Origin of the sequence: Paraburkholderia sp. JPY465 (assembly GCF_050436725.1) — a bacterium.
GTDB lineage: Bacteria > Pseudomonadota > Gammaproteobacteria > Burkholderiales > Burkholderiaceae > Paraburkholderia > Paraburkholderia youngii.
This window is the reverse complement of sequence record NZ_JBNDMT010000006.1, coordinates 663839-687956: the sequence shown is the minus strand read 5'-3', so window position 1 is coordinate 687956 and position 24118 is coordinate 663839. Positions and strand designations below refer to the sequence as shown.

The window sequence follows — 24118 nt, the reverse complement described above, 5'->3', positions numbered from 1 at the left end:
TCTCAATGAAAGCCGGCTACCCCGCGAGAGAGCCGTGGGAAAGTTCGCTCCAGCTCTACTGGAATAGCCTATCCCGGTATCCGCGGCACCCGGCCGGCGCGCATCCAATTTGGGATTCCTATGCCGGCGGTCGATAGGCCGGATCCGCAGCCTCGAAAAACGGATTGGCGTCTACGGCCCGCGCGGCCAGCATCATTTGGCGCCTTCGTACAGGCCCCGGATGCGCTTAGCTTCGCCATTGCGTTCCGAGTCAAGGAGCTCGCGATAGACCTGATCGCGGGTTTTGCCGATGGGAGCACCCGTTGCGGTCTGCGGCGCGAGAGATCCGCCGACTGCCTGCAGCGCGTTCTGGTCGACGGGCTGTGGCGGATCGATCGGGTTTTGGGTTTGCGCGTGAGCGGCCGCGCCGACGAACGCGAAGGCGACGGCCGCGGCGACGGTCGCCGCGATTCTGGTCTGCTTCATTTCACTTCTCCGGGATAGCGGATCCGTATGGCGGCCGCGGCTCGGCTGCCCGGCCCACCGGTCGGGGCGCGTGTTGCCGATCCGTCATACGTGAACGGTTTCTATTGCCATAGAGACCACTGGGGCTGGTTAGCCCGGTGCGCAAAGGAGGGCGCACATTTAATACCGCAAATCACCTTCCTATGAATCAGGACATTCTGGGCGTCCGGCACTCCCATTTAGGAGGGATGTGATAGGAGGCGGCCATGACGCTCGGGAGCGTACGCTGGGCTGGCACACAGATCGTCGATATCGACAATCGAACAGTTGTGAAGCCCGTTGCAACGAATCGCGCCTGATAGCGGAATACGCGACTTCGTTGGCAACACCAGCATAGGTAGGGCGGCATCGGATTGCACGACGGTATGCCGAATAAATGCCGAAAATTCTCCGAAAGATTTGACCACTGCGGCGTCAGGAGCTGTTGCTGGATCCTGGCAGCACGACGAGTTGCGTCGCCTGAAGGTGCGCGACATTCATGCGCGCGGGGCTACATCTGCGTGTGGACGGTCGGGTGGACAAGACATGCTATTTGCCGCTTCGCCCGGATGGAACGGCCGTTCGCAGGCGCGCAACCGTCGCCTGAACGTCTGAACGTCAGTAACGGCGAATTGCGCTTCGTGCCCGATCACCGCCCGACGCTGATGTCGCTTCTCGTTAAGCGTTGTTCGACGCCTGCCCATGTCTGCTGCCGCGTGAGTAAGCGACGGCGTATGCGGGCAGGCGTTGGACAACGCTCGAGGGAGGAAACCGCGGGGTGTACCGAGGCGGTTATGGGGATTGAAGTGATCGCGTGGCCCGGCTGATCACGCGTTGATCGGACGAAGCCGAGGCTGGCCTGATGCCGATGAAGTTGCGATGCCGTCGCACAGCGCATTGGTCGCGACTGCCGACAGGCGGCAACTTCTGCCTGGCGAGATGCACACAAACGTCTCCTGCTGGCGCTCGTTGCCGAGGAGCCGACAGTCGGACTGAAGATACCTGGTCATTCTGGTTCACGCATCACCTCTGCAACCAGGTGGCGCGCGAATCGGGTGGCTACGCGGCAGGATATCGACGATGACCATCGGTGCGCCGCAATGCCGGCAGACAAATGTCGGTGCCGTTGTCTGGGCTGACGCGTCTTTACTGGCGGCAATGGTTGCCGGAGCGTGCAACAGCGCGCGTATCGTCGCCAGGTTCTGCCGGCGCACCGGGTTGGCGAGCAGACCGTAATGGCGGATGCGGTGGAAGCCCCCGGGCAGCACATGCAGCAGGAAGCGTCGCATGAATTCCTGGGGCGCAAGCGTCATCGTCTTGTGGCGTGTGCGGCCGCTGGCCCGATAGTCCTTCCAGCGGAAGGTCACGCCGCGCTCGTCGAACGTGACGAGGCGCTGGTTGGAGATGGCCACGCGATGCGTATAGCGCGACAGATACGCGAGTACTGCCTCAGGACCAGCGAACGGGCGCTTCGCATACACCACCCATTCGCAGGCGCGCAGTGGCGCAAGCCACCGGGTAAAGACCGCGGGATCGGCAAGTGCAGCGTACTCGCCAAAGAAGCGTAGCTGGCCCCGGCGACAGGCATGGGTGAGTTCTTCCAGGAAGCGCCGCCGGAACAGCCTCGAGAGCACACGTACTGGCAGGAAGAAGCCGGGCCGGCATGCGACCCACCGTTCACCGTCAGGCGCGAGGCCTCCTCCGGGAACGATGCCATGTACGTGAGGATGGTGCGTCAGCGCCGAACCCCACGTATGCAGCACCAGCGTGGCGCCAATCCGCGCGCCCAGATGCTTCGGATCGGCGGCGATGGTACGCAGGGTTTCGGCGGCAACGTCGAACAGCAGCCCGTAGATGATCGACTTGTTGTACCAGGCGATCGCGCTGATCGCCGCAGGCAGCGTGAAGACCACGTGGTAATACCCGACCGGTAGCAGATCGGCCTGACGTGCCTCGAGCCACCGGTGCGCGGCGCTCCCTTGGCACTTCGGACAATGGCGGTTACGGCAGGAGTTGTAGGCCACCTCGATCTGTTCGCAGCCACAACAGCGCAACACGTGCCCACCCAGCGCCGCGCTGCGGCACTGTTCGATCGCCGACATGACCTTCAGCTGTCCCAGGCTCAGCTGTACGGTCTGTCGCCACGCGGGCCCATGCGCGCGGAAGACGTCCGCGACTTCGGGCACGGCAGTGCGCCGTGTTTCAGCTGTTGTTGTGCAGCTTCTCCAGCGGACTGATCACTTCGCGCAGCAGGTCCGTCGCGACCTGGGCATAGAGCGCGGTCGTCTCCAGCTTCTTGTGGCCCAGCAGGACCTGGATGACACGGATATCAACCTTCTGCTCCAGCAGGTGGGTCGCAAAGCTGTGTCGCAATGTGTGCATCGAGACACGTTTGTTGATGTCTGCAGCGACGGCGGCGGCGTGGATGGCGCGGTTGAGCTGCCGTGTGCTGAGCGGATCGACCGGGTCGAGGCCTGGAAACAGCCAGCCGCCCTCCAGCATCCGGCCCTGCGCGTGCGCCACGCGCCACCAGACACGCAGGCGTTCAAGCAGTACCGGCGAGAGCATGGCGTAACGGTCCTTGCGGCCCTTGCCCTGCTCGATGCGCAGCGTCATGCGCTGGCCGTCCACGTCGCCGACCTTCAGCGCCACCACTTCACTGGCACGCAGGCCGGCGCCGTAGGCGACTGACAGTGCGGTCTGGTGCTTCAGGTTGCCGGTCGCAGCGATCAGGCGTCCCACTTCGTCCGGACTGAGCACGACCGGGAGCGTGCGGGGCACGCGCACCGGCTGCATCCGGGCCATCCGTTCGGGTTCGTGAAGCGTGATCTCGAAGAAGAACTTCAGTCCGGTGATCGCCGCATTGAGCGACACGGGCGACGTGCCGTGGTCGACCAGATGCAGCTGGTAACGCCGTAGATCCTCGACGGTGGCGGTGTCGGGCGGGCGCCCCAGAAACCGGGTGAACTCGCGTACGATGCGCAGATAACCGGCCTGCGTCTTCGGCGCCAGATGGCGCATACGCATGTCGTCGATCATGCGCTGGCGCAGTGGGCTGACAGTCTGGAGGGTATCAGTCATGACTCTGCTCCCGTTGAACGGCGAGGCGAATTACCTCGCCCATCAACATGAGAACAGAGTCGGTTTCCTCTCCATTGCTACTACCGCCGGCCGCAGCCCCTTACCGCGCGAGCGGTTTAGGCAGTATGACTTTCCGTGATGTGGTGGCTGGCCCGCCGTGAGAAACCAGACGCGGGTTAGCATTGCTGCCAGAGCCGCATGGTGTGCACGAGGGCGACACCCGGCGATTTCCAGCACGGAGGCCAGCATGGGACACGATAGCACTGTGTACGTCGGTCTGGATGTCCACAAGGAATCCATCACGGCAGCCTACGCCGTCGGGATAGGCGAGGTGGAATTGCTGGGCAAGATCGGCACTTCGAAGACAGACATCGATCGCCTGTGCCAGCGCATGCAGTCCAAGGCGACGCACGTTCGCATCGTCTACGAAGCAGGGCCATGCGGCTATGGCCTCTACCGGCAACTGGTGCAGAAGGGATTCGACTGCGTGGTATGTGCCCCGTCGCTGATTCCGAAGAAACCAGGCGAGCGGGTCAAGACTGACCGCCGCGACGCACTCAAACTCGTGCGCTCGTTGCGTGCAGGTGATCTCTCGTCAGTCTACGTGCCAGGCGTCGAAGATGAGGCATTCCGGGACCTGGCCCGCGCGTGGGCCGCCGCCAAAGCGGATCTCAAGCACGCGCGTCAGCGCCTCAAGTCGTTTCTGCTCTCTCATGGTATTCGTTACACCGGCAGCGCGAACTGGGGGCCGGCACATCGACGGTGGATCAGCACCTTCGTATTCCCCAACCACTGGCAACAACTGGCCTTTGACGAGTGCCGCCGCACCATTGAAGACAGACTCGCCCAATGCGACCGCCTCGAGGCGGCACTACGCGAGGCTGTCGTCAACTGGCGCTTCTATCCGGCCGTACTGGGACTGCAGACCATGCGCGGTATCCAGTTCACCACGGCCGTTGGCATGCTCGCCGAACTGGGTGACCTGTCGCGATTCGAGCATCCGCGACAGCTGATGGCCTGGCTCGGGGTGACGCCCTCCGAACACTCGTCAGGCGAGCGGCGCCGTCAAGGCAGCATTACAAAAAACGGGAACAGTTATGCAAGAAAGCTGCTCGTGGAGGCTGCGTGGAGTTACAGATACCCCGCTCGGGTGAGCCCCGACATCCAACGCCGCCATGAAGGAATTCCGAAACCGATCATTGACCGCGCATGGGATGCCCAGCTGCGGCTATGCCGGCGATATCGCAAGCTCGCAGCGCGCGGCAAGAATGTGAACACCGGCGTGGTTGCCGTTGCGCGAGAGCTCTCAGGGTTTATCTGGGACATCGGCAGACTGGCGATGTCTCTCGCCATACCGAAAGATGCCAGGCCGGTCTGACACTATCTCATCTTAACGAGGACACGGAGAGTTTCCTGAAGGCGGCGTAGCCCGGCACCCGAGCAACCCGCGATTGGACTATGCAACACATCTTATGCGACTTGCGACTTTAGGTAGCGGCAGGCTCATAGGGCGGACCACAGTAATGCGGTAACCAACCCGCGGATATCAGTGTGACCCACCGTCGAGACGTACTGCTACGTCGCCCTCAGGAAATTCAGATGTACCCAGACCGAGAACCGATCGCGATTGACACGGAAAGTCATATCAGTCCAACCGACCCAGAGCGGTCGGCCAATGCGTCCGATAGCGGACATTGGATTTGGAGTTTGTTCATCGCTCCCGGTCTATTTCGATAGTCGCAAAAGATCACGCCACTTCAGCCATGCAATGAATCGGCCTGCCAATCCACCGAAAGAAAAGCTAATGAAACAAATGAGAGGTGCGTTTAGATCCCAGTCAGAAAATAGCGTTTTTAGCAAAACTACTGCGAGTACCAAGGCGGAAATGGCGCCCGCGAGCCCATAAATATATGAATCAACCCTCCTAGCCCCTTTTATGTACGCAGCCGAGTGGCCTGTAGCTTCGTAGATAAGTGTCGTCCCACATTGGAAACACTTTACGCTAGTAGCGAGGTTTTGAGAGTTGCAAGCCGGACACAGCATTTAGTTTCCCCTTATTTTGATTTCGCCTTGTCACGCAATTGTCGGCGATGCAGGCTCCCGCGTCGACCGCCCGTTCCTGGCCGCTCTTACGCATGGTTGGATCAGTTCGTTACCAACAGGAGTTTCGCCAGCGAGCAGACGCGTAGTACGAGCACCGCTCGTGCAAGAACCATCCAGATACGACGCTCGACGTTCGGTGCGCACAACCAGGCCGCTCGTATCCACGCAAAGAACGCCAGCAGATAAAAGATGAGTGCCCCGAAATACAGCGGAGTCGGAACATTTGGTGTCAGAAGCACAGCTAGCAGGGGGATCAGCAGCAGGTTAAGTGGCACGCCGATCAGCCACCACACTTTCCACAAGGGTTCTTCTCCCCTCCAAGCTCGTTTAAACATTTTTGATTTTTCCGTTTCACTGCTGCCTTTTATCGTGACTCGTATCCGCGATTGAGGATGGTACCGCGGGCGGCGCCGGTTGAGTCACAACAGAAGAGAGAGCCGCCCCCGAGAATCTTGGAGGCTGATTGGTTTAGGTTGATAACGGCACGCTAGTGCAGAGCTTGAGTCGGACCGTCCGGGATTATCAGCAATCTCGGAATCAACGTCGAACGTCCGAAATTGGGCCGACTGCGGCCCCATGCGATGGCAGTGACCGCCACCCGCGCGACTAAAGTCGAATGGCATGCTCGCCGAAGATGTCCATCAACGCCCGGGCGTTTCGCTGTCCTCGGCGTGGCAGCTTGAATCCCACCTCGACAAATGAAACCGGTTGCGTTAATGGAGCGTGCGGTTAGAACCGACGTTCCAAGATTGACGTGCTGCGGGAGCGTTTTTTGCTGCGCTGGATCTCGTCGGGCGCATCGTACGCGGCAAACATGCGTGCTTTGTCGATCACTAGTGTTAGCGAGCTTTTGGCGGAAGGCGAAACCGCGCCCAGTTCGACAGTCGGAGTGATGCACTTGTGTAAGTTGCCCCGCCGAGGAGACGACAATGACAACGAAGGCTTTAGGCCGGCGGTTAGCGCCGGCGTTTGCACTAGCGATCGGCCTTGCCGGGTGTGGCGGCAGTGGCGATTCGGCCGGAACATCGGCACAGGAGAAGGCGGTAGCCGGCTCCGCGGCTCTAACCTCGGACAGTGCGTCGGCCCCTTCCGCAATCGTCAAGCTGCAGCGCTACAATATTGATCCGGCGAAAGTCTTCGTTGCAGGTATCTCCTCAGGCGGTTTCGCGGCAGTGCAGATGCACGTTGCCCACTCGTCTACTTTCAAAGGAGCCGCTGTGTACGCTGGCGGGGTGTATTGGTGTGCAGGCGCCGGAGGAGCCGCTACAGCTTTGGCAAACTGTGGCGGCGAGACTCTTCCGACGAATCAGGCGTCGTATAACAGCACGCTGGTGCCATCCGAAGCGTACCTTGACGCGCAATCGTCCCTCGGGACCATCGACCCGGCGACGAATCTGCGTGGACAGCCGGTCTATCTGTGGTCCGGCACGCTGGACGAGGTCGTCAATCCACGTGAGATGGCCGACCTGGACTCGGAATACGCACATTACGGAGCGAATGTTCATTTTGACAATACATTTCCCGCCGAGCACGGCTGGGAATCGCCTGACGGCGAACTTGCGTGCGGCACTCTCGGGAGTCCCTACATGGTGCGCTGTTCGGCCAATGGCGAAGTCTACGATTCAGTCAAGACGTGGTTGACGACGTTCCTCGGCCCATTGAAACCGCGCGAAAACGGAGCGCTGAAGGGTAGGCTGTCTTCATTCGATCAAACGGAGTTCGGGGCGTCCGAAAACGTTTCGATGAGTTCGACAGGCAGCGTTTTTGTTCCGCAAGCCTGCGCGAAGGGTGAAACGTGTGGATTCGTGCTCGCTCTGCACGGCTGTCTGCAGGAGGCATCACTGATCGGCAACCGCTGGGTCACCGAGGCCGGCATCAACGAATGGGCCGACACGAACAAGCTTGTGGTCGTGTATCCCGACACGTTCGCGTCGTCTGCGCCGGGGCCGACCAACCCGAACGCATGCTTCGACTGGTGGGGCTACTCCAATCAATACGACCCGAACTACGCGCTCAAGAGCGGCTTGCAGATGTCCGTGCTCTACGGGATGGTGCAACGCGTGACGGGCCGACCGTAGGGTCGTCCTGGTACGGCCCGACCCGGGCGCCGATGGCCGCCGACAACACTATCAACGGAGCGGATTTCGGTTTATTTCAGTCCACCGTCAGCTGGACCGATTTCACTAGTGAAAGTCTGGGTGGCCTAAAACCACGAGAGCCGCGCATCACCACGCTCGCTGGCGATCAACTACACACGCCCTTCCTGGCCGAATCCGGGCCGACGGCGAATGCACCAAACCGACCCGAAGCCCTCTATCGATCGCAGAAAATCGCGTGGCCGGTATGCGAACCCAACCGGCCAATCGGCCAGGATCAGAAGGAAGCCCCATACGGAGGTTAGCGGGATGCCCGGCGCCTTAGCATGCCTGCCCGGAAAATTCCAGGCAATACCGCTTTTTTGGCGGCAACGACCGTTTGCTCTACTTGCGCAGTCGTGCCACTGCCGCAGCCTTTTTGCGCTTGCGTTCGGTGGTAGGTTTCTTCACGGGCCGAGCCCCGCCATCTTCCAGGCCACTATCGGCGGCCCAGAAGGACGGTGGGCCGATAGCCGCGCGTGCCGACGACGTGCCGCTCTAAAACCTGCGCGATGTTCGAGCGCCTTTGGTTGCACCGCCCTGGCGCTTCGAATGCGCTGGATGTTTCGAACTGTGGAGTCGCCCTTAACCGCGGGTGTCGACCCAATTGCGCGCCCATTGGCTGGAGTACTGCAACGCCTGCTCTTCACTCGTGAAGTAGTCGAGTGAATAGAACCAGTAGCGGCATTCGGCTCGGACGTTATCGAGGCGTTCTAGCAACAGGTTGGATGAGAAGTTACCGTCGGGCAAACGATGCGCCGAGGATTGGACGGCATAGCCGTTGTATTGTTGAACTTGTTTGTTTTGCATTTTAATTTTAATGATATTGGAGTGCGCGCGTACCGTGCGAAAGGACACGGGTGCGTTGACCCAAAGCCACTCGAGCCGATTCATCAAGCAGTCGAAAGGCGAAAGATGGCGTTGAGGCCTGAGGAGAGAATGAGGCGCAACAAGACGTATGGCGCTCGCTAAGCTGCCGAATCAGCAGATGCAGCTAACGGCGATCGCGCTAACTTTGGGAGACAAAACTCCGCGAGGGTGTCGCTGCAACCCGGCGTTCGTCGAATGCCGGGTCCTTCAAACTTTACAACGGCTTGATGTTAGCCGCTTGCGGACCCTTGGGGCCTTGCTTCGTTTCGAAGCTCACCTTCTGATTTTCAGCCAGCGTCTTGAAGCCGTCGGCCCGGATCTCGGAGAAATGAGCGAACAGGTCGTCGCCGCCCTTGTCCGGGGTAATGAAGCCAAAGCCTTTGCTGTCGTTAAACCATTTAACGGTACCGGTTTCCATGAAGAATCCTTGAGAAAAAATGAATACTTGCTCTGTCAAAGAGCGCTTGAAGCTTCAAGGAGGGAGAGGACAACGAATACCGCTGAGGAGCGAGCAATTGATGAACAGCAATCGAACTTCTTGAACTTCGAACGGCACAGTACCCGCCAGGCGGGTCAGAGTCAACACTTATCTTGTAACCATTTCAGCAGGCGGGCCGTGCTGCTGACGAAGCGATGCGACATCTGGCTGTTTCCAAAGGGGCAGCCGACGCTGGAATGACTTGGCTATGTGACCAGGTGATGAACGCTTCATCGCCGATTTTTACCGGGATGACCAGGCTGAATCACTACAATGCCTCGACGAACTCCCTTCGACAGCATGAAATGAGAAATATGCTGACTTCCTTTTTCTGGAGCGGCGACGCCATCCGCAGTCGACGCGTAAGTGACATCGTTTTATGGACCACGCTCGATGTACCGTCACCCCCTGCGCCCGTCGTGGCAGATTGGCAAAGAGAGATATCGACGCGACTCGCTCTGGAACCTGGGGATGTCGAGGCAATGCCTTTGGCGCGCACGCAAGTGCGCTGGCCGGCCTACAAGCGCTGCGTGCAAGCCATGTCCGATTGGACGTGCGCCCTGGGACTGCCCGCGCTGCTCGCCGATAGTGACATGGCGCTGATGGCCTGTCGTGGCGCGAGATATCACCATGATGGTGAGCAATATGGCAGTGCCGCGTTTTGCAATCTGTTCCTGAGTGAAGACAAGGGCCTGGACTTGCGGTTTCCCTCTACGGGTCAATGCATTCCCCTCAAGCGCGGAACAGCCGTCATTTTCGATACGGGCCAGCCCCATGGCGTGATTCAGCGTGGCGCCGAGAGTTTCTCTGCGGCCGACTTCGCGCCGGACCAGGACTTCACCCAGATTTTCTTAACGTGGGAGCTTCCGATCGAAGACGCCAATGTCGGGCAAGCACTCAAGGTGATCTTCGACATCGACCGCCCGTCGTCGCAGCGATTAGAGGAGGAGCAAGTCTGGATGAACGGCGCACCAGCCGCCGTGTGCCCGAAATCCGGTTGCTGGCACCGCGCTGGCTGATTATCGGCGTAAGGCCCTGGGACCGTGGCACTGGAACACGAAGTACACGACTCGCAATCCATCTCGTCCTCGCGTCGCCTCGACGCACACCGACATCGCCTGTTACCTCCCTGCCCGCGTCTTTCGGCCGATAGACCGCACACGGGCCAATCGCAGCGATTAGCCGTTGACGCCCTCTTGAAATCATCCTATAACCATCCACATGGATGATGAATGGAGGGTTTCTGCATATGGCAAAAGAAGTGCCGGATCGCTCACGAGGTAGCGAGACCGAAAAAATTACGATCAATCTTGGTCCAGTCGATCTGGGGCAAATCGATTTGCTCGTCGAAGAGGGCTTTTACTCGAACCGCACGGATCTGATCCGTACGGCCATCCGCAATCAGCTGTCGATTCATGCTCCTGCCGTCAAGGAAACCGTAACGCGCCGTGAGCTTGTACTGGGTCTCCAGCATTTCTCGAAACAAGACCTCGAGGCAGCGTGCGCGGCCAGTCAGCGACTCAGAATTCAGGTGCTGGGACTGGCGAGCATTGCCACGGACGTCTCACCCGACCTTGCGCTGGCAGCGATCGAATCGATTCTGGTTCGAGGCGCGCTCCATGCCTCACCGGCGGTCAAGGCCGCGCTAGCGGATCGGATTCGCTGACATCCCTGACTCCTCCCCGCTATCGGAACAAACATGAAACTTAACGAAGGCTTTCTGGACTCGATGAAAGAGGCGTTCGCACTCTTTCGCAGCAACGACCCTGCTGCGGCCGCGGAGATTGTCAAGCGCGCCATGCGCGGCGAGCCGACGGACGTGGCAACCGTGCATGCTGACCCGCATGACAAACCGACGACAACGCGCTTCGCCGACCGCCTGCAACCCCGGCATCGCGCCCATACGACGCAAACCGAACCGGACGTGCAGGATTGCGGGCACTTCAGCATGCGGCTCTACGTCAACGCCGCGGGCCAGCGTAATTACAAGATCTACGTCCCCAGTCAATACGGCAGTGATCCCCTGCCCCTCATCGTCATGCTGCACGGTTGCACGCAGGACGCTGACGATTTCGCAGCCGGCACGCGGATGAACGCCCTTGCCGAAACGCACGGTTTTATCGTCGCTTATCCGACCCAGCCGCAACGCGCAAATACCTCGAAATGCTGGAACTGGTTTAGGCCTGCCGATCAGCTGCGCGACCACGGCGAGCCGTCGCTGATCGCGGGCATCACGCGCGAAGTCATGGCGAATTACGACGTCGATCCGAAACGCGTCTTCGTTGCTGGTCTTTCGGCCGGCGGCGCGATGGCGGCGATCGTCGCGCAAGCCTATCCCGATCTGTACGCAGCTGCGGGCGTTCATTCGGGCCTACCCGTCGGATGCGCGCACGACTTGCCGTCCGCGCTCGCGGCGATGCGCGGCGGCAAAGCCCGGTCCAAAGCGCGGAAACCTGGCGGAGTGGACATTCACGACACGCAGGCGTCTCAATGCCCGCTCATCGTTTTTCACGGCGACGCGGATGCGACCGTGCATCCTGCCAACGCCGACGGATTGGTACACGGATTCTCCTCAAGTGATCCGATAGCCGCTCGCCCGTCGGGCGCTAATGGGCAGGCGCGCAAGCATACGGTCCGGCACATGACGTCACGAGCCGGGGTACATGCGGAACTATGGATCATCCACGGCGCGCCTCATGCGTGGGCCGGAGGCTCTTCAAGCGGGAGCTATACCGATCCATCCGGCCCCGACGCCAGTGCGGAGATGGTGCGATTTTTTCTCGAGCATCCTCGTCGTCAGTGAGCGTCCAGCGCGCCGCGCTGCTGTATCCGGTGCAAGGAGGGCGCGCAACGGAGGCGCCGGTTGCCATGCTCCTTTCCCGAACGCGCCTGCCAACCAATCTTGCGATCATTGCCGTCGAACTGGCAATCGGTCTGGCGCTCCTTGTCGGTTGAGCGAAGGGGCTTATTCGCGGTGTTGAAGGCGTGTTGCGGGTGCTCGGTGTGTCTGCCCTCCTGTTGTCACCCATCATCATGCGAAGAAGGCACAAACGGAGCAGTCACTTCGTGCGACGAACCAGCGGTTGTGTTGATCGATCGGAAGGCCGGTTACGGGGCGGAGCCGACGCACGAATGTCCGATCGAAAACGCAGGTGAACGGCGGTTCGTGGCCGATTGTGTTGAAAAAGTCGCTGCGTGGCTTTTTCAATTCTCTCGCAGGAAAATCGACCTCTCAGATCGGCCTACAAACCGCTCGCGAACTTTGGTCAATGGTAAGGTTCAGCCATGAAACGTCATTCAACATCTACATGAAGATCGTTGACATCCCTCATGTTTATATCGCCACATGATCCGTTGACTAATGCGCCACCTGCGAGAGTGGTGTTCGGTTGCGTGCCTACTGGGACGGAGGAAGACACTCGTGCAACGGCGGCGCACTTCCGTTGAGGCGCAGAGCAAGGAATCTGGCCGTTCCGGTCGGGGCGCCGACCTTGACCGTCGAACCGGTTCTGTTGTTAGCGACCTGGCTCTTGCAGAAGCGGAAGTACGAATTGTCGCAAGGATATGGGCCGGCGATCTGGAAGCCGACGGGGGAGCCCGGGGTCACACTGATCGGACATGCGCAGATGATGTCCGCGCGGTCGAGCGGCTCGTTGAACCCGGGGAACGAGGTGCCCTTGCTGCTGGTGAAGCACATGCCGCCGTCGCATTGCGCGTAGCCGCCGTCGGACCCCGCTGGACAGTTATAGAGCGCCTGATCGCCCTGCGGCGCGACAACAGACTCCGGCACGCTGAACGTGCTCACCATGTACCCATTGTCGGCGCCATTGGCGTTTATCGAGCAGACGTCCTCGCCATCGACCCGAAGGGGCAAGCTGATGCTGTCGCCTTTTTTGACGTCGCATTGGCAATAGGCCACCTGGTTCACCACCGTGCAACTCGCGGTCGCGCAGAGTGCATACGTCTGTCCCTTGCAGATCTTGAAGAATCCCGGGGAAGCCGCGCCGGCAGGCATCCCGGGCGGAGGCATGCTCGCGGAGGGCGCAGGCGCGACCGCGTTCCCCCCGCAGCCGGTCAGTGTGTCGAGCACCCCGCCCAACATCATCGCTACGACGAGAAAGTTCACGAGCTTGGGTGCCATGATCCCCTCCTGCTATCCGAAGCGGCGGTACGGACAAGTATGGCCTGTGATACGCATCGCGTCGGACATTGTGTCTGCACCGCGCGCGCCAGATCCTGGCGTCAGGACCAAGGTGGGAGCGCGCTTACTTCAATTTGACTTGGAAGCGTGGCAGGGTTTCTCGGGCGGGGCGGGGTGGGCTAGGCGGCCCTGAGGGGCTGCTGCAGGACTGCATGCCCGGAGGCACCAACGCCGTCTTGCGCCGCGCGATGCGTAACAACGCATCCAACTCTGATGCGTGTTGCGCATCCCTGTAGGCGAGGCCAAATCCGATCCAGAATTCCCTTTCCTTGAGTGGCCTGAAAGTCGCACCGGCGCGCCGCATCGTCGTCATCGACTTAGGTATGAAGCCGATGCCCTGTCCGTTTGCCACTTCGGCCAGCAGAAGATGGTGATCCGCGGGTTCCGTCAGTCTTCGGCTCGGCGCATGTCCGAGCTTCGCGAACACTTCTTCGTAGTAGTCGAAAAATCCGGGATTTGTTCGCCGCTGCGGCCAGAACACCGGTTGGTCATTCAACTGCGGGATCGACAGGACTTTGTGCCGCGCGAGCGGATGCCGTGCAGGGATTACCGCGACCAGCGGCTCTTTGTGCAGCGGTTCCACCACCAGTTCCCCTGTTGCGCTGGGCAGTCCGATCAAGGCGACATCGAGCGCGCCACGCCGCAGGCGCCGGATGAGTTCGACGGAAGTGGCCGCAACGAAGACCAGCGACCCGCCAGGAACCGCTTTCCTGAAGGCGGGCTCGAGGGAAGGAAAGACCTCCGGGTCGAAGATCTTGGTATAACCGACCCTGAGCTGCCGGGGCCCTTCCTTTGAATGCCGTCGTGCGGTTTCGATCGCCTCTGAGGCTTGAAGGAGCGTCTTCCTGGCCCCCTTCAGGAATGCGCGGCCCGCCGTGGTGAGTTCCGCGCCCGCCGAACCGCGATTGAGCAGCGTCACCCCAAGTTCGCTCTCGAGCTGTTTGATCTGGCGGCTTAGAGGCGGCTGTGACATGTGGAGTCGTTCGGCCGCGGCGCGAAACGTGCCTTCCTCGGCCACGGAGACGAAGCACTCCAGCTGGCGTAGATCGATTCGTAGTCTCATGCAGAAAAGGTATCACGAATTTGGTCTTGGCCTGTTGCATCTTCCTGCCCGTATGCTTCATTCCGCTGACTTCGAGAAGGAGCAAATCAGACATGGATACGTGCAAGCGCAGAGGCACTCTGCAGAGGATCACAGCAGCCAGAAAGCTGGCAGCAGCCGCTTTCGCGCCGATTAAAGCGGGGCGACAAATCACCGATGCCGATGGCAAAACACAGATGAATGGATCTACGGCTCAGACAGGCATGACGGCCCTCCAGGGCGCGTCCGCTGGCGAAACCAGCGCAGAACGTTTTACCCGGGGTATCGAGGTGCTGAAGAGGATCGGTGGCGCGGGCTACGATATCCCTGTTAACCGTCTGGCGGAGGTTGCCCCGGATTTGGCACGATTCACGGTTGAATTTGCCTATGGAGACATCCTGTCGCGGCCGGGGCTGGACTTGTGCCTTCGCCAGATCGCCACCGTTGCCGCGCTGATGGCCCATGGCAGCGTGCAACCGCAACTGAAATATCACATGACCGGCTTCCTCAATGCGGGCGGCGAGCCCGCGGAACTGGTCGAAATGCTGTTCCTGGCGATTGCCATCCTAGGGTTTCCGGTCTCGATCAACGCAGTAGGTATCGTTCGCGAGATCTTTCGGGAGCGCGGTCTGGCTTTCGATCCGATCGCCCCGGCGTCCGACGATGGCACTGCGCGATATCAGCGGGGTCTCGAGGTACTCGACGGCTTGATGGCCAATCCGGAGGAGTACGTGGAAAAGCTGGAAAGCACTTCACCCGAACTCGCCCGCTGGTCCGTCGAGTTCGTGTTCGGTGAGATCTTCGTTCGAGAAGGACTCGATCCGAAGGCAAGACAGATCGCGAGCATCTCGATGCTCGCAGCAGCCGGCAATCGCAGCGATCTGCTCCGCCTTCATATCGAAGCCGGGCTCGAGTCGGGCCTGTCGCGCACCGAGATCACCGAAGCCCTGATGCAACTGGCCGTGTATGCCGGGTTCCCGAGCGCTCTCAATGCCTTTGGGGTTGCGGACGCCGTCTTCACCAAGCCGGCGCAGAAAGAGACGGAAGGGGCAGGCGGCCGGGTAAGCGCGAATGCAATCGTCTCCGAAACTCGCAAGGCTCGCAGCGAACGCGGACTGGCGACGCTCGCCAGCACTTCTGCCCAGGCGGGCGAGGCCGTGGTCAACAGCTTCAACGACCTGGCACCGGATATCGGCCGCGCGATCGTCGAGCACTCCTACGGCGACATCTTTAGCCGTGCCGGGCTCGACGCGAAGACGCGCGAGCTTGCCGCATGCTCGGCGCTCGCCGCGGTGGGAAGCAAAGCGATGGAGACGCCGCTGCGGGTCCATGCGAATGCGGCGCTGACGGCGGGCGCGACGCAGGCGGAAATCGTCGAAACGCTGCTAAACGTCCTTCCCTATCGCGGATATCCCGCAGTCGAGGAAAGCATGCGTGTCGTCGGCGAGGAATTCAGCAAGCGAAGCGATCACGCCCAAAAAGTAGCGGGAGAACGGCAATGAATGCCACACGCTTTCGGACATGCGGCCGGCCCGACCCTTGAGAGAGGTTGTGTAGAAAAGCAATCCGTAGTTCTTTACTTCTTCACTTCGACAGATGCAGCTTCTTCGATAGCACGATACCCCGCTGCGGGCTCACCAGCCAGATGGCGTGAATGTTGGTGTAAAGGGTCGAGGTTCTTTTTGTGATGTCTGTGGGCTCGTCGTTGCTGGGATCGCTATGTTCGCGTCGGTCGGTCAGGTACGGTGGCGTCATGCTACACATCAGCACAATCGCGAAGTCTCCATTCGCTTCGTGGAACGCCGTCTGCGACAGTGTCACGCGTCCGTGAACCCTGGTTTTGCTCCGTTCGCCCGACTTGAGCTCAATCACATCGATATGTTGGATGTACCCCTTGGCCTTCGCCTCTGGCGCCACCACAAGCCCTCGACCGCGTTGTCCAGTGACGGTTTTCTTGAGTAGGATCGCTCCCGGATTGTTGTCATCGGATAGATCTATGTCCACCGTCAACAGGTGCGTCTTTGACTGATATCGTATTCCGTAGGGCGCCGGTACGACGAAAGCCAGGTCGCGCTCGAGACTGGCTTTCGGCGAGTCGAGTCCGCCTGGCGCCTTATGGACAGGGACGTGGATCAGGTTCCTGATGCGATCGCTCAACGAAGGCGAGTTGGTATTGAAGCTCTGGCCCGCCAAAGCGTCCCTGATAGCAACCGGGTCGTCGCCGACGAAAGGGCGAGTCGACAGGACATCTGCAGAGGCAGAAATTTCAGGCTCAGTCGCATTGGGAACAGCGGCAGAGTCTGCCGACGTCCCGGCGTGCGCCAGCAGCGACATGCAAACCAGGGCGCAAGCGGCGTTGGTACGGACCAGCATAGTTTTAAGATCAGCCACGACAAACCCCTCCAGGATCAAGGCAGTCTATCGCAAAGCCTTGCGTGGTCAACTCGACCGAGCGACAGCGGAACCCAAAGCCGAGTCGCGGATAGAGCGCGAGCTTATCGTCGATGAGTTGGGGAGAAATCTCGTCCATCCTGAGCCCCATGACGTCGACATGAGCGCCGAAGTGGACGAGCGCGACTTCCGGCTCCCTGCGATGGGCTATATCAGCGGCTGAGTGAAGGGCGATGGCGTCCCAAACGATGCCGATTGTCGTCTCCGGATAGTCGTGGGCATGCAGAAACCTGCTCGCGGCGTCGGCGTCATCGACTTCGGAGCGCTTGTCCGCAGCATGATCCTCCGGCAGACCCAGGCCGTGAAGCAGCGATGCGATATAAACCAGTTCGCGATCGTACTTCATTTGCCGCTTCTTGCGGATGAACTCCGCGAATCACCATGTGCTGTGGACATGATTGAGCAGCGGCCCCGAATGACCCTGCCAGGCGAGGACCGCCGCTTTGCGGGCGAGCTCGGAATCCGGTGCGAATCATGCCTCCGATAGTGACAGGGGGGTCATTAGCCCTTCCTCGAATGATTACTGGTCTCGCGAATCATGTTGTTGTCGCAATGCATCAGGAGGCTCAGTCTTCTGACGGACGCATCGACACTTCGCCGTGTCTACACCGTTCAGTCGCTAGAACCTCCGTTGCGCGGCCTCGAGATTCCGATCTATCAACAGATTCGTATCAGCTAGATATGTGAGGGACCGCTGCTGCCTCTCGAGCCGACATTTGAGTGACCATCGGCGGGCGCGAGCGAACGACTGAAAATTGGCCGGAAGTCCGTACTCGGCTCCTTCGTCCGAAAGCGGCCATTGAAGAGTTCTGCGTCAGCTCGGGAGTAAGCTCGCCAAACCGGTGCTCTCGGAAGGAACGAGACGTTCGGTGCAGTGCCGCGTTTTCGTCGGTGCAGCGTTTAACATCAACGTTTAGATCATTAGCAAAGGAAAATTTGCCATAAGTATTCTCGCAACATTGGGCGACAATCGAGCGACTCAAACCGACCAAGGGATTGAATCGAATGAGCGCTGACGAGAAGCTTGACGCGTTGACTGAAGGCTATGACGGTGTTAGCGCCCCAGCAGCAAACTATAGGAATGTGACTCGATGGGGCGACTTGCTGTTCCTATCTGGGAAATCTTCTCGGAGAGTTGTGGACGGCAAGCTGGGTGTCGACATCGCCTTGGACGAGGGAAAACGCATCGCCCGAGAGGTTGCGCTGGAGTTGCTTCTTGTCTTGCGCGAAGAGCTAGGCTCGCTGAACCGTATAGGGCAATTCATCGAGCTCCAAGGATTCATCAATGCATCGGATGACTTCAAAGGGCACGCCCAGGTTCTCGATGGTGCATCCGACCTCCTGGTGGAAGTTTTGGGGGCCGCCGGCGTTCATTCTCGTTCCGTTCTTGGTGCTGTTTCGCTGCGGGGTGGACAGCCAGTCATCTTGCGCGCAGTCGTAGGAATAGGCGGATAAGACAGCTCTCCCGGCAACACCACGCGCTTCCGCTTCGGCAAGCGTCCGTTAATCCGTCGATTCAGCGAAATCGCGAAGCGCGCGATCAAGGGTTTCCCATCGGAGTCGGGTCGGTTATTTTCGCGCACCGAACGCCAGCGCGCCAAAGAACGATCTACCACACGATATGCAAAGGACCTACCCCTACAAAGGCTTCGAAATAACCGTTGACCTTGAGCTCGTGTGGGAGTCGTCAGGCAGCGCCGTGCTGTCGCCTCCGACCGGCTTTGTCGCAATCGTGTCTATCGAAGGGAAGGGGTTGCCGGCTTCGCTGGGATCTCCGATCCGCCTGATGAAAGATACCCAGAAGCCGTTCGGAACGGAAGCGACTGCACTCATGACGGGCTGTAGCGCGGGTCAGCGGGTCATAGACGATATGCTCCTGCGGGAATATTCGTCTCCTGCAAGGGAATGATCGTCAGCATGCAGGAGGACGCCCGCTTCGGGCTGATATCGAGTTCGGCCCGTCTCGGACGGTCGGCCGCCAGGCATTTGGCTGCTGGGTCGCTGAAAATCGGTTCTTTGCTAGCATGGCAGTCCATATCGAACTCAAGGACGCAGCCATTACCTTCTGACATGACTAAAGAAGCGCTTCACACGTTCCTGACCGCCTATTTCGACCTGGTCATTGATCCCTCCGAACGGGGCAGTGCCCGCTCGTACTTTCTCGGAAAGGTGGTATGGCACCCATCGGCGACCACGCGAATCCTTCATGTTCAATACGGTGCCAACGATCACGTCAGTCGTATCAAGCTTTGTATCTCGTCGGACAACAATAACAGCGTGTTTGTGCGGTTGCCGATGAACTGGTCAGAACTCGGCCAAGCCGTAGCCAATGAGATTTCGCTGCATGCGCCGCAAAGGCCGGAGTGCGGAATCGCCGACTGACCGCTTCACATCCGCTCGCAGCTAATCAGACATTCGCGGCTGGCGAAGTATGAATCGCCGGTCAGTAGCCGACTTGCGGTGGGAATCCCTGAACGTCTGCGATGGCCGAAAATTGCGTATAGGCCATCGAGCAGCATTGAGTTGATGACCGGGCGTCCGGGCGGAAGGTAGCCGGCCGGTCCTGTTCCGAGTATTGTCGCGGCTCCAACGGCAGTCACGCGCTTCCGTCAAGGTGGTGAGTCGGAGCTGATATTGATAACCCTGCCGCCGCCGATTGCTCTGAAGCAGGGGATGACGACTTGCATCGCCAACATCGCGCCAAACACATTGGTCTCGAACAGGTTGTACATAGGACCGCTGTACAGGCCGCGCAAATACCGGTTCCCTCGGCTTCGGCATCGCGTGGATCGAACGATGTAACTGTATATGCAGGCTCCTAAAGTACGCTCGCAACGGAACAGGACGCAGCGCAAGCAGTTGTAGAGGCGACTAGGGCTGATACCGAACCGTTGCGTTACGTCGTAGTCGAGGATGCGAAAGAGTCTGCCCGGATGCGGCGCGAGACATCGGAGCGTACTTACGCATCGTGGGCAAAGGACAAGTTTCGGCTGGAAACGCGCTGACCGCCGAGGCTTCGAGGGAGTGCGCGACGTTCCGATGGACCGTCGCAGCACATCCCGGCGCAGACGTTTCCTCGCTGGCCGTTGTGTTCGTTTTCCCGCAACATCTTGGAGTTGTCGGGCCGACCTTTGCAAGAGGGCTCGCGTGCGGACATACGGCGGAACACTTAGGCTTTTATGCGCGTTCTGCGATGTGTTCGCTTGCGAACACATCAATATCGAATGCGTCCATGCTGTGATTCATTGTCGGGCTGGCCATGTGAGACTATGTGCTCTCCCACGCTGGCCAAGCGGCCTGCGATAAAAAAGTCGCCCGTTGGCGACGCGCATTTCATTGGGAATCCTTTTGGGGGTTTTTACCAATAACTCGACCTTATGAGGATTTCGATGACACTGAATGTGGACGGCACGGCTGGCGTGCCGGATGAGATCGTTGCGACGCCGACCGATGAGTCAATCCAGGAGCCCAATGCGTCAGAGGAGGATGCGGATCTGGCTGTAGCTGAGTCAGCCGACGTTGCGGATGCGGTGGTAGATGAGTCAGCCGACGTTGCGGATGCGGCGGTAGATGAGTCAGCCGACGTTGCGGATGCGGCGGTAGATGAGTCAGCCGACGTTGCGGACGCGGCGGTAGATGAGTCAGCCGACATTGCGGATGCGGCGGTAACTGAGTCGGGCGACATTGGGGATCTGGTGGAAGCTCCGTCTGGCGACGTTGCAGATATTCCGCAAGCCGAGTCAAGCGACGTTGCAAGTTTGGCGGAAGTTGAGTCAGGCGACGCCGTTGATGCGCAGGTAGCTGAAAGTTCGACAGAGGATGCCGGCGCACCCGCTGATGAGAACCCGGCGGCCGATCCGGTAGAACCGGCCGTCGAACAAGACGGCGAAGTCAGCGAAGATTGACGGTTGGTACTCCGGGCAATCGTTATACCGCCCCTGTTTCGCACCCGGCACCGGGAGTTGCGTAACCGGTGCCGGAGCCTCAGCCGGGGACCTATCGCGCCATGGGCGGCAGCACGATCGATGCGGCGAGGATAAGACTGCGAGCGGCCATCAAGCGTCATTCGTTTGCACCGCCGCTCCGACATTCAAGCGTCGGTTCCGCTCAGGAACCGGCCATTAAATTCGCCGTTTGGAAGTGTTGATTGTCGGCCGTTGCGGTCATTGGGCGCTTTCCATTCGGTTTCCGCTGTCCGTCGGCGATTCGAGCGATTTTGGCGGCCTTGTTCTCCTGCACTTGGGACGGTCCGGTACTGGGGAAACTCGAGTCGCTGGATGATACCGGTGCAACAGTCAGTGGGCACGAGTCGCGACCTGCAGGAATCGCTCGATTTTGCGGCCGAGGGAATAGAGCCACTGCCTGGAGCCGATATCGCGCGCCGTGCGCATCCAGTTGACGGCTCATCGTTGACCGAACGACCGACGGCATTGATCCATGTCCAGATCGACTCGGTGCCGCACGAGCAATGTTCGCGAATTGCACCCGGCAGAATACATCCTCCCGCATCCGGATGCCTGCCGCCTCGAGGGTTGTCACAGCCGGCATGTTTGCGTCATCGCCGTCGGCAAGTTCCACGGCTTCCCGGGCGCCTGGGTCTGCAGCGTCTTCGAGGTGCCTTGAGTCAGCGAGGGTTCTGAATGATCAAAGGCCCGCCCATAACGGAGGCGTGATGCGTGTCAGCCACGTTGAGCTTGAGCGTATGCACGGCTGTGCCAGGCAGGAACGGCGCCGCATCGCCGTGCACCCACGTTTCATGTCCGGCGAGAAAATACGGCGACAGCGGATTGCCCGACTGTCCACCGGGCATCTCGAAGATGCCGTCCTGCTCATGCCCTGGCGACACCACAAAACGCTCGGATGCGCCGAACACGGGTGACTGCACGCGCGGCATATTGATGTCGCCCGGCAGCGGATCGGCCGGCGTGCCGAGCCAGCTGCGCACCCACGGCAGCCACGACGGCACGATCCGGGCGAACGGATGCGCGATCGCCGAGCGGTTGCGCTCGCCCCAGCGTGCATCTTCAAGCCTCGTGCCCTTCGGCAATTGCGCGATCGAGCGGTCGATCCGATCCAGCACGAACGCGCGCCAGTCCGCGAAACCCTCGGGTATCCACGCGTGCTGGCCGGCGAGCGTCTCCATTGTTGCCTCGTAACGCGAGTTCGCAGCGCGATAGCTGAGTTCGGGTGCGATCGCGGTCATTTGCTTGTCGAGCGCACCGAACCAGGCGTCGTACAGCGAGTAGTAGAACGCGCGCACCAGCCGGTAGCCGACCGCAGTCACATCCGCGCGGCCATCACAGGTTTCGACGAGCCGGCGGAATGCCGCGCGTTCGGGATGGCCGTTGAGAGAGGTCGCGTCGAGCGCGTCGAGCGCAGTGCGTCGCCAGTGTTCGATCCAGAAAGCCCGGTCGTCGGTCTGCACCGCCAGCATGTCGCGCTCGGTCGCATGCGGCAACGCGAGCAGATCATTGCGAATCTGCGTCGCACGTGCGCCGAGATCGGCGCCCGCATCGCCGATACGTGCTGCCTCGTCCGGCGGCAACGTCCGGTTGTTCGCAGTCCAGATGCGGCCCGCCGGCGGATCGATGCGCAACGGGTACTCATCGGGCGGCAGATACCCTTGCCAACCGCTATAGGTGTCGGAGCGGAACGGGAAGCTCGCGAGCGCGGTGGCATCCACATCCGCATCGGCAAAGCGCGGTAGGGGACCGGCAAGCGTCCAGCCGATACGGCCCTGTGCATCGGCCGCCATGAAGTTCTGCGTTGGCAGGCCGAGGGTCTGCGCAGCGTGCAACGCGTCGGCGACGTTCGACACGCTTTCGAGCTGCACGAGGTTCACGTTGATCGCCTGCGGATCCTGCGCAACCCAATGCAAGGCATAAGCATGAGGTCCAACAACGATCTGGGGCCCCCAGCGGGTTTGCACGACCGGAAGATCGACGCTCGCGCCGCCTTTCACGTCGAGGCGCTCATGGATCACCTGCGCCGTCTGCCAGCCGCCGTCGGGTACGCGATAGCGAAGCGGATCGTCCGGGGCACGCAGCAGTTCGACGAGATCGATGAACCGCCCGTAGCTGTTCGTGAATCCCCAGGCAATATGGCCGTTGCTGCCGGCCACGACGAGTGGCGTACCTGGCAGGCTCACCCCCGTAATGCGCCGCGCCCCGCCATCTGGCGCGGGATAGATCAGCGACAACCGGTACCAGATGTTCGGCAGCGACAAGCCGAGGTGCATGTCGCTCGCGAGCAGCGCGCGGCCGTCCACGCCGTGCGCACCGTCGACCGCGAATCCATTGCTGCCGACCATCGAACTGACGGGGGCTACATCGTCGATGAATCCGGGCACGCCGCTCAATAGCGCGATGGCCTCCGTGTCGAAGTCCGCGGCGGACCGTGTTGCGGGCAGCCACGGCGGTGGTGTAGCGGGCAGGGTGGTAGGCGACGGCGTGAATGCGCGCATCACGTCGAGTGGAGCATCCCAGCGGCTCGTTGCGGGCAGCAGAAACGCAAGCAGGTCGGCAGGCACTCGCTCGCTCACTGCCGCACGTGACAGCACGTGTGCGATCTGGCCGTATTGCAGGTCGATGTACATGGCATAGACGGCGAGCAACGTATCCTCAGCGCGCCACGGGACCGGTTCGGTGCGCAGCAGCCAGTATTCGAACGGCCGGGCGCGTAGCGAGCGCAGGCCGTCGTTGACGCCCGCCGCATAGCGTTCGATCAGTTGCCGCTGGTCTGCGGGCAACGCGGCGAGTGCCGCCCGCGCGTGTTCGCGAAAACGCATGGGCCGGTCGCGCCGGTCCAGTGTCAGCGCAGCCGGACCGATGAGCGCGGCCATCTCGCCGGCGGCGACCCGGCGCAGCAAATCCATCTGGAAGAAGCGGTCCTGTGCGTGAACGAAACCGGTCGCATACGCGACGTCGTCACGCGTGCTGCCTTGTACCGTCGGCACGCCGAGCGCGTCGCGCGCGATCGTCACCGTTGCGGATACCGGCGCGTAGAGCGTGCCGTCGAGTTGCGGCAGGCTCGCCCGCAGAGTCAACCCGGCTGCCACCACCAACGCGGCCAAAGCGATGACTACGACGCACAGCAGAATCGGCGGCCACGCGCGACGCCGCTTTTGCGGGAATGGCTCGAACGGATCATTGTGGATCATGCAGGGGGGCGTCCAATGCTTGTTGCAACGGCAACCTGATCGCCTTGCGACCATAGCATGGTCGGGTGCCGACAAT

Annotated in this window: 22 protein-coding genes and 1 pseudogene; 11 read left to right on the top strand and 12 right to left on the bottom strand. The window is 60.6% G+C overall.

The window, feature by feature from the left end:
* Positions 1-192 precede the first annotated feature (192 nt).
* The 3 genes from QFZ94_RS36355 to QFZ94_RS36345 form a co-directional block, all read right to left on the bottom strand.
* Positions 193-465, bottom strand: coding sequence for a hypothetical protein (locus tag QFZ94_RS36355; RefSeq protein WP_429462860.1), 273 nt, complete (start codon positions 463-465; stop codon positions 193-195).
* Between the two features lie 1034 nt (positions 466-1499).
* Positions 1500-2669, bottom strand: coding sequence for an IS91 family transposase (locus tag QFZ94_RS36350; RefSeq protein WP_429455915.1), 1170 nt, complete (start codon positions 2667-2669; stop codon positions 1500-1502).
* A 16-nt stretch (positions 2670-2685) separates the two neighbouring features.
* Entirely contained in the window at positions 2686-3564 is an 879-nt protein-coding gene (locus tag QFZ94_RS36345) for a tyrosine-type recombinase/integrase (RefSeq protein WP_429455595.1), read from the bottom strand.
* A 247-nt stretch (positions 3565-3811) separates the two neighbouring features.
* Here QFZ94_RS36345 and QFZ94_RS36340 point away from each other — a divergent pair, with 247 nt between their 5' ends.
* Positions 3812-4942 carry an IS110 family transposase gene (locus QFZ94_RS36340; RefSeq protein WP_184229108.1) on the top strand — a complete coding sequence of 377 codons (1131 nt, stop codon included), beginning with the start codon at positions 3812-3814 and terminating at the stop codon, positions 4940-4942.
* A gap of 766 nt (positions 4943-5708) precedes the next feature.
* On the opposite strand, the gene QFZ94_RS36335 is transcribed toward QFZ94_RS36340, so the two are convergent.
* Complete coding sequence (locus QFZ94_RS36335) at positions 5709-5969, bottom strand: hypothetical protein (RefSeq protein WP_429462859.1); 261 nt, start codon at positions 5967-5969, stop codon at positions 5709-5711.
* Between the two features lie 627 nt (positions 5970-6596).
* Here QFZ94_RS36335 and QFZ94_RS36330 point away from each other — a divergent pair.
* Entirely contained in the window at positions 6597-7745 is a 1149-nt protein-coding gene (locus QFZ94_RS36330) for an extracellular catalytic domain type 2 short-chain-length polyhydroxyalkanoate depolymerase (protein WP_429462858.1), read from the top strand.
* A 32-nt stretch (positions 7746-7777) separates the two neighbouring features.
* Positions 7778-8068 (top strand): hypothetical protein, encoded by a 291-nt coding sequence (locus tag QFZ94_RS36325; RefSeq protein WP_429462857.1) that lies wholly within the window; start codon positions 7778-7780, stop codon positions 8066-8068.
* Positions 8069-8147: 79 nt separating this feature from the next.
* On the opposite strand, the pseudogene QFZ94_RS36320 reads toward QFZ94_RS36325, so the two are convergent.
* The 3 genes and pseudogenes from QFZ94_RS36320 to QFZ94_RS36310 all read right to left on the bottom strand — a co-directional run.
* A pseudogene (locus tag QFZ94_RS36320) lies at positions 8148-8210 on the bottom strand (30S ribosomal protein S21); the annotation flags it as partial.
* Positions 8211-8387: 177 nt separating this feature from the next.
* Positions 8388-8612 (bottom strand): hypothetical protein, encoded by a 225-nt coding sequence (locus QFZ94_RS36315; protein ID WP_410852541.1) that lies wholly within the window; start codon positions 8610-8612, stop codon positions 8388-8390.
* Between the two features lie 274 nt (positions 8613-8886).
* Positions 8887-9090 carry a cold-shock protein gene (locus tag QFZ94_RS36310; protein ID WP_176106399.1) on the bottom strand — a complete coding sequence of 68 codons (204 nt, stop codon included), beginning with the start codon at positions 9088-9090 and terminating at the stop codon, positions 8887-8889.
* A 374-nt stretch (positions 9091-9464) separates the two neighbouring features.
* Here QFZ94_RS36310 and QFZ94_RS36305 point away from each other — a divergent pair, with 374 nt between their 5' ends.
* The 3 genes from QFZ94_RS36305 to QFZ94_RS36295 all read left to right on the top strand — a co-directional run bounded on the left by QFZ94_RS36305 (position 9465) and on the right by QFZ94_RS36295 (position 11953).
* Entirely contained in the window at positions 9465-10169 is a 705-nt protein-coding gene (locus QFZ94_RS36305) for a hypothetical protein (RefSeq protein ID WP_429463645.1), read from the top strand.
* Between the two features lie 230 nt (positions 10170-10399).
* Positions 10400-10816 (top strand): CopG family transcriptional regulator, encoded by a 417-nt coding sequence (locus QFZ94_RS36300; RefSeq protein ID WP_018435971.1) that lies wholly within the window; start codon positions 10400-10402, stop codon positions 10814-10816.
* A 33-nt stretch (positions 10817-10849) separates the two neighbouring features.
* Positions 10850-11953, top strand: a complete 1104-nt coding sequence (locus QFZ94_RS36295; RefSeq protein WP_429462856.1) for an extracellular catalytic domain type 1 short-chain-length polyhydroxyalkanoate depolymerase — start codon at positions 10850-10852, stop codon at positions 11951-11953.
* 594 nt (positions 11954-12547) lie between these two features.
* Here the strand turns inward: QFZ94_RS36295 and QFZ94_RS36290 are convergent.
* Positions 12548-13291 carry a hypothetical protein gene (locus tag QFZ94_RS36290; protein WP_368585012.1) on the bottom strand — a complete coding sequence of 248 codons (744 nt, stop codon included), beginning with the start codon at positions 13289-13291 and terminating at the stop codon, positions 12548-12550.
* A 124-nt stretch (positions 13292-13415) separates the two neighbouring features.
* Positions 13416-14414, bottom strand: coding sequence for a LysR family transcriptional regulator (locus tag QFZ94_RS36285; RefSeq protein ID WP_429462855.1), 999 nt, complete (start codon positions 14412-14414; stop codon positions 13416-13418).
* Between the two features lie 92 nt (positions 14415-14506).
* Between QFZ94_RS36285 and QFZ94_RS36280 the strand changes: the two genes are divergently transcribed.
* Positions 14507-15934: a carboxymuconolactone decarboxylase family protein gene (locus QFZ94_RS36280; protein WP_429462854.1), complete on the top strand. Its 1428-nt coding sequence runs from the start codon at positions 14507-14509 to the stop codon at positions 15932-15934.
* Between the two features lie 82 nt (positions 15935-16016).
* Here the strand turns inward: QFZ94_RS36280 and QFZ94_RS36275 are convergent, their stop codons facing one another.
* The gene (locus QFZ94_RS36275) at positions 16017-16823 is read right to left on the bottom strand and encodes a hypothetical protein (RefSeq protein WP_429462853.1); all 807 of its coding nucleotides are present in this window, start codon (positions 16821-16823) and stop codon (positions 16017-16019) included.
* Positions 16816-17229, bottom strand: coding sequence for a hypothetical protein (locus QFZ94_RS36270; RefSeq protein ID WP_429462852.1), 414 nt, complete (start codon positions 17227-17229; stop codon positions 16816-16818). The genes QFZ94_RS36275 and QFZ94_RS36270 overlap by 8 nt, the downstream gene beginning before the upstream one ends.
* Positions 17230-17888: 659 nt before the next feature.
* On the opposite strand from QFZ94_RS36270, the gene QFZ94_RS36265 reads away from it, so the two are divergent.
* The 4 genes from QFZ94_RS36265 to QFZ94_RS36250 all read left to right on the top strand — a co-directional run bounded on the left by QFZ94_RS36265 (position 17889) and on the right by QFZ94_RS36250 (position 20788).
* Positions 17889-18338, top strand: coding sequence for a RidA family protein (locus QFZ94_RS36265; protein WP_429462851.1), 450 nt, complete (start codon positions 17889-17891; stop codon positions 18336-18338).
* A 166-nt stretch (positions 18339-18504) separates the two neighbouring features.
* Positions 18505-18792, top strand: coding sequence for a hypothetical protein (locus QFZ94_RS36260; protein WP_429462850.1), 288 nt, complete (start codon positions 18505-18507; stop codon positions 18790-18792).
* The gene (locus QFZ94_RS36255) at positions 18789-19265 is read left to right on the top strand and encodes a hypothetical protein (protein ID WP_429462849.1); all 477 of its coding nucleotides are present in this window, start codon (positions 18789-18791) and stop codon (positions 19263-19265) included. The genes QFZ94_RS36260 and QFZ94_RS36255 overlap by 4 nt, the downstream gene beginning before the upstream one ends.
* A 1007-nt stretch (positions 19266-20272) precedes the next feature.
* Positions 20273-20788, top strand: coding sequence for a mucin-associated surface protein (locus QFZ94_RS36250; protein WP_429462848.1), 516 nt, complete (start codon positions 20273-20275; stop codon positions 20786-20788).
* Positions 20789-21507: 719 nt separating this feature from the next.
* On the opposite strand, the gene QFZ94_RS36245 is transcribed toward QFZ94_RS36250, so the two are convergent.
* Complete coding sequence (locus tag QFZ94_RS36245; protein ID WP_429462847.1) at positions 21508-24042, bottom strand: penicillin acylase family protein; 2535 nt, start codon at positions 24040-24042, stop codon at positions 21508-21510.
* Positions 24043-24118 lie beyond the last annotated feature (76 nt).

Coding starts and splice junctions, on each gene's coding strand:
- QFZ94_RS36330 (WP_429462858.1), top strand. CDS start 6,597: ATGACAACGAAGGCTTTAGGCCGGCGGTTAGCGCCGGCGTTTGCACTA.
- QFZ94_RS36345 (WP_429455595.1), bottom strand. CDS start 3,564: ATGACTGATACCCTCCAGACTGTCAGCCCACTGCGCCAGCGCATGATC.
- QFZ94_RS36285 (WP_429462855.1), bottom strand. CDS start 14,414: ATGAGACTACGAATCGATCTACGCCAGCTGGAGTGCTTCGTCTCCGTG.
- QFZ94_RS36340 (WP_184229108.1), top strand. CDS start 3,812: ATGGGACACGATAGCACTGTGTACGTCGGTCTGGATGTCCACAAGGAA.
- QFZ94_RS36245 (WP_429462847.1), bottom strand. CDS start 24,042: ATGATCCACAATGATCCGTTCGAGCCATTCCCGCAAAAGCGGCGTCGC.
- QFZ94_RS36260 (WP_429462850.1), top strand. CDS start 18,505: ATGCAAAGGACCTACCCCTACAAAGGCTTCGAAATAACCGTTGACCTT.
- QFZ94_RS36270 (WP_429462852.1), bottom strand. CDS start 17,229: ATGAAGTACGATCGCGAACTGGTTTATATCGCATCGCTGCTTCACGGC.
- QFZ94_RS36265 (WP_429462851.1), top strand. CDS start 17,889: ATGAGCGCTGACGAGAAGCTTGACGCGTTGACTGAAGGCTATGACGGT.
- QFZ94_RS36250 (WP_429462848.1), top strand. CDS start 20,273: ATGACACTGAATGTGGACGGCACGGCTGGCGTGCCGGATGAGATCGTT.
- QFZ94_RS36255 (WP_429462849.1), top strand. CDS start 18,789: ATGATCGTCAGCATGCAGGAGGACGCCCGCTTCGGGCTGATATCGAGT.
- QFZ94_RS36305 (WP_429463645.1), top strand. CDS start 9,465: ATGCTGACTTCCTTTTTCTGGAGCGGCGACGCCATCCGCAGTCGACGC.
- QFZ94_RS36280 (WP_429462854.1), top strand. CDS start 14,507: ATGGATACGTGCAAGCGCAGAGGCACTCTGCAGAGGATCACAGCAGCC.
- QFZ94_RS36315 (WP_410852541.1), bottom strand. CDS start 8,612: ATGCAAAACAAACAAGTTCAACAATACAACGGCTATGCCGTCCAATCC.
- QFZ94_RS36325 (WP_429462857.1), top strand. CDS start 7,778: ATGGCCGCCGACAACACTATCAACGGAGCGGATTTCGGTTTATTTCAG.
- QFZ94_RS36290 (WP_368585012.1), bottom strand. CDS start 13,291: ATGGCACCCAAGCTCGTGAACTTTCTCGTCGTAGCGATGATGTTGGGC.
- QFZ94_RS36295 (WP_429462856.1), top strand. CDS start 10,850: ATGAAACTTAACGAAGGCTTTCTGGACTCGATGAAAGAGGCGTTCGCA.
- QFZ94_RS36300 (WP_018435971.1), top strand. CDS start 10,400: ATGGCAAAAGAAGTGCCGGATCGCTCACGAGGTAGCGAGACCGAAAAA.
- QFZ94_RS36310 (WP_176106399.1), bottom strand. CDS start 9,090: ATGGAAACCGGTACCGTTAAATGGTTTAACGACAGCAAAGGCTTTGGC.
- QFZ94_RS36355 (WP_429462860.1), bottom strand. CDS start 465: ATGAAGCAGACCAGAATCGCGGCGACCGTCGCCGCGGCCGTCGCCTTC.